This is a genomic window from Actinomadura harenae (assembly GCF_003696215.1).
Lineage (GTDB): Bacteria > Actinomycetota > Actinomycetes > Streptosporangiales > Streptosporangiaceae > Spirillospora > Spirillospora harenae.
Genome location: NZ_RFFG01000223.1, coordinates 1 through 4,001, shown reverse-complemented (window position 1 = coordinate 4,001; position 4,001 = coordinate 1). Strand labels below are relative to the sequence as shown.

At 73.9% G+C, this 4,001-nt stretch carries 3 protein-coding genes and 1 pseudogene; 2 read left to right on the top strand and 2 right to left on the bottom strand.

Annotation, left to right across the window (positions count from 1 at the left end; genetic code table 11):
- Positions 1-507 (bottom strand): annotated as a pseudogene (locus EBO15_RS42790) (ATP-dependent DNA ligase); the annotation flags it as partial.
- 551 nt (positions 508-1,058) lie between these two features.
- Here EBO15_RS42790 and EBO15_RS42785 point away from each other — a divergent pair.
- Both EBO15_RS42785 and EBO15_RS42780 read left to right on the top strand, forming a co-directional pair.
- Positions 1,059-1,772: a hypothetical protein gene (locus tag EBO15_RS42785; protein WP_147481918.1), complete on the top strand. Its 714-nt coding sequence runs from the start codon at positions 1,059-1,061 to the stop codon at positions 1,770-1,772.
- Between the two features lie 418 nt (positions 1,773-2,190).
- On the top strand, positions 2,191-2,871 hold the full coding sequence (locus EBO15_RS42780; RefSeq protein ID WP_233616862.1) for a 4'-phosphopantetheinyl transferase family protein: 681 nt from the start codon (positions 2,191-2,193) through the stop codon (positions 2,869-2,871).
- Between the two features lie 41 nt (positions 2,872-2,912).
- On the opposite strand, the gene EBO15_RS42775 is transcribed toward EBO15_RS42780, so the two are convergent.
- Positions 2,913-3,776 carry an SDR family NAD(P)-dependent oxidoreductase gene (locus EBO15_RS42775; RefSeq protein WP_122200140.1) on the bottom strand — a complete coding sequence of 288 codons (864 nt, stop codon included), beginning with the start codon at positions 3,774-3,776 and terminating at the stop codon, positions 2,913-2,915.
- Positions 3,777-4,001: the final 225 nt, after the last annotated feature.

Below are 4,001 nucleotides of genomic sequence, written 5' to 3'. Positions count from 1 at the left end.
CTCGTCGGCGAGGGCGGCGGTGGCGACCGGGCCGAGCGCGCCGCGCAGCATGACGGCCCGCCGGACCTCGGCGAGCGGCACCCCGGCGGCGGTGGCGACGGCGTCGGTCATCACCCCGTCCAGCGCGCCCTGCCGCAGCTCGCCGGACAGCAGCCGGACGAGGAACTCCTGCTCGGCGCGCGTGGCGCGGGCGAACACGGCCCGCACCAGCTCGCGCCGCCGCGCCACGGACCCGGCCCCGGAGACCGCGCCGATCTCGCCGAACGCCTCGTGCACCCCGGCCACCGTCAGGGACGGCTCGGACGCCCCGGCAGGAAGGTCGCGCAGGGACGCGTACCCGACCCCGATCTGCCGCTGCGGCAGCTCGCCGGACAGGTAGGCGACCACGACGGCCGCGTCCGCGGGCCCGGCGGCGCGCAGGACGCCCGCCAGGGCGCTGACCTTGGCCTTGCGGCCCGGCTCGGCGGCGACCTCGGCCGACGCCCGGGCGATCTCCGACAGCAGCACGGTCCCATTCTGACGACCGGGTCCGACAGTCCCGCGGCGCGGCCCTGGCGTGGCCGTGCCCGGCCCGTCTACCGTCGTGGGGACCGGCGGTAATCGGGGGAGTGAGGAGCCGCAGCGTGGGCCGTCCGACGCAGTCCGGCGGGGCCGGTTCGGGGCGTCCCCCGACCACGTCCGACAGCTGGCCACCCCCCGAAGAAGAGCCCTGGCCGCCTCCCGGGGAGGGGGCCCGCCCGCCCGCTGAAGGGGAGGCGTGGCCGCCCCACGGGGAAGAGCGCTGGCCGCCTTCCGAACGGGAGGGCCGCCTGCCCGCCGAGGAGGAGCCCTGGCCGCCCTCGGAGGAGGAGCGCTGGCCGCCTGAGGAGTTCGATCAAGGGGGCGTCCCGCCCGGCCATGCCGAGGCGTTCGGGGACGTTCCGCCTGGTCATGGTGGTGGGCTCGGGGACGTTCCGCCCGGTCACGGGGGTGGCGGGGGCGGGCTGGCGCGGGGCGGGGAGCAGTTCCGGCGGGTGTACTCGGCGCCGGAGTCGCCGAAGGCGGAGCGGCGTCCGCGGATGCTGGTGGTCCTGGTCGCGGGCGTGTCGTTCGCGGTGGCCGCGGCGGCGGTCTTCCTGCTGGTGCCGTCCGTGTCGGGCGGCGGGACGCCGAAAGCCGGTCCGACCGAAACCGGCCTCCAGGCACCGGCCGGAACCGGCGAGTCGCCGCATTCCGCACCTTCGAAGACGTCCGCGCCGCCGAAAACGCCGTCCAAAGCGGCTCAGCCGACCGGCAGGGCGTTCACCGCGCTGGCCCTTCCGGAGGCCTGCGGGACGGTGTCCGGGGCCGTCCTGAACCGGGTCGTGCCGGGCGCGAGCAAGCAGCCGAACTCCAACAACACCCTCGCGACCTGCACGTTCACCTCGAAGGCGCCCTTCCGCTGGCTGCTGGTCGAGATGTACCTGTACCCGACGACGACCCTCCCGGACGCCGTCGGCGACGCGAAGCGCAACTACGGGGCCCGCTGGACGCAGGCCCACAGCGCCCCGCTGGCGCGCACGTTCGCCCTTGATCCGGTGTCCGGCCTGGGCGATGAGGCCTTCCGGAGTTTCCGGGAGGACAAGGGCCAGCCGCTCGTTGTGGGAGAAGTCACCGCACGCCGTGGCAACGTGGTGATCAGGGTTGGTTACAGTCGGCAGCTGCCATCCGGGACCAAGCCGGAGTCAGTACAGCAAAGCGCCCTGACCAATGCGACCGACGCTGCACGGGAAGTGCTGTCTTCGCTGCGCTAAACCATTTCTGGCCTGAATCGGCCGGATCATGTCGTGCTCTCTGTCAGAGACTTCTAGGGTGGGGCGGTAAAGGGGAGGGTCACGTCGGCTGGGAGTGCCGTCCGGCGTGGTAGAGCCTGGGGAGGAGGAGGTTGAAGCCCGTGGCCGTGAAGCCGCAAGGCGTGTCCTGGGTGTAGGCCCGGACACCGAACGTCAAGACTCCGCGAGGGGCCGTGGAACGGAACGCCGTTCCACGGCCCGCTTCCGTATTCGCGGTGAATTGGGCGGACGGTCCCCAATGACCCGACCGGCGAAGCCTGTTCGGTCTCGTGCCGTCATCGGCTAATGTCGCTGGGGCGTGGCGAAGGGGCCCGGAGACGGGCCCGCGAGCCGCCGGAGCCGTGGAAGTGACGACAAGCAGCAGCGAATGGAGGTGTCGGTGGATCCGGTGACCGTCTGGTGGGCCGAGCGCACCGCCGCGACCCCTGCCCTGACCGCCGTCCTCGACCCGACCGAGCGGGCCCGCCGCGAGCGCTACCTCCGCGACGCCGACCGCGAGCGCTTCACCCTCGGCGTGGCCCTCACCCGCTTCGCGCTGGGTGATCTTCTGGGCCTGCCGCCCGAGCGGGTGGAGATCGACCGCGCCTGCCCCGACTGCGACAAGCCGCACGGCCGCCCGCGCGTGGCGGGACGTCCGGACGCGCCGCAGGTGTCGGTCTCCCACTCGGGCGACCGCATCGGCGTGGCCGTCTCGTCCCACGGGCCGCTCGGCCTGGACGTCGAGGAGACCCGGAAGGTCGCCGACGACATCGCCGGGCACGTCCTGGCGACCGGGGAGACGGCCGCGACGACCGCCGAGCTGCTCGTCTTCTGGACGCGCAAGGAGGCCCTTCTCAAGGCCACCGGCGACGGCCTGCGCGTCCCGATGCCGCGCCTGCGCACCTCGCCCGCCGGGGAGGAGCCGCGCCTGCTCGCCTGGGCCGGCCGCGACGACCATCCCGGACGGTTCGTCCTGCACGAGCTGGCGCCCGGCCCCGGCTACTCCGCCCACCTGGCGCTGCTGGACCACCCCGGAGGGGTCGCGGTCCACCAGCGCCCGTCGACCGACCTACTGCCCTGACCGGCCCGCCGCCCTGACCGGCCCGCCGCCCTGACCGGCGGCTAGCCGAGCGGGGCGGGGATGCGGGCGATGGCCCGCATCGCGCCCGGCGCGATCCGCGACAGGGCGTGCAGGACGTGCGCCTCGGCGTTCACCGGCACGACGGCCTTGTTCTTGGCGATCGCGTGGACGATCCGCTCGGCGACCTTCTCCGGCGGGTAGTTCCGCAGCCGCAGGAGCCTGTCGGCGCGGGCGCGCATCCGCTCCTGGCCCGCCGCGTCGACGCCGACGATGGTGCCGTGCCGCATGATGCCGGTGGCGCTGAACCCCGGGCAGACGGCGGTGACGCCGATGCGGCGCCCGGCGAGCTCGCCGCGCAGGCACTCGCTCAGCATCAGCACGGCCGCCTTCGTCGTGCAGTACGCGGGCAGCGCGCGGGACGGCGCGAACGCGGCGGCCGACGCGATGTTGACGATGTGCCCGCCGTAGTTGGGCTTGTCGGGCTTGTTGGGGAGCGCCTCGCCGCGTTCGACCATCTGCTTGGCGAACAGGCGGGACCCGTGGATGACGCCCCACAGGTTCACGCCGAGGATGCGCTCCCAGTCGTCGACGCCGGTGTCGAGCAGCGGTCCGGAGACGGCGATGCCGGCGTTGTTGACGACGATGTCGGGGACGCGGTGGTCGGACCGGACGGCGGCGGCGAAGTGCTCCATCGCCGCGGCGTCCGCCACGTCCACCTCGTAGGCCGCGCCGACGGCGCCGAGGGCCTTGGTGAGGACGACCGTGCGTTCGGCCGCCGCGCGGTCGATGTCGGCGGCGATCACGGTCGCGCCGCGCTCGGCGAGCGCGAGCGCGGTGGCCCGGCCGAAACCGCCGCCTGCTCCCGTGACGACGGCGAGGGCTCCGTCGAAGAGCGCGAGGGACATTGCCAACCTCCGTGGGTGGGGTGCGCCCAAACCTACTCAGGTCGCCGCCGCCGCGCGATCACCGCAGCTCAGCGCATCCCACCCCGGGACCTACCCGGGTCCTAATGGGAGCTGCCGGGTCGGGTTGTGATGCCAGACTCGGTGCCTGGTAGCCGCCGGCGAGTGAACACTCTCGTGTCCAGGACCTGGAGTCCTTGGGTCAGATCGTGTCCTCGCTGGTGGTCA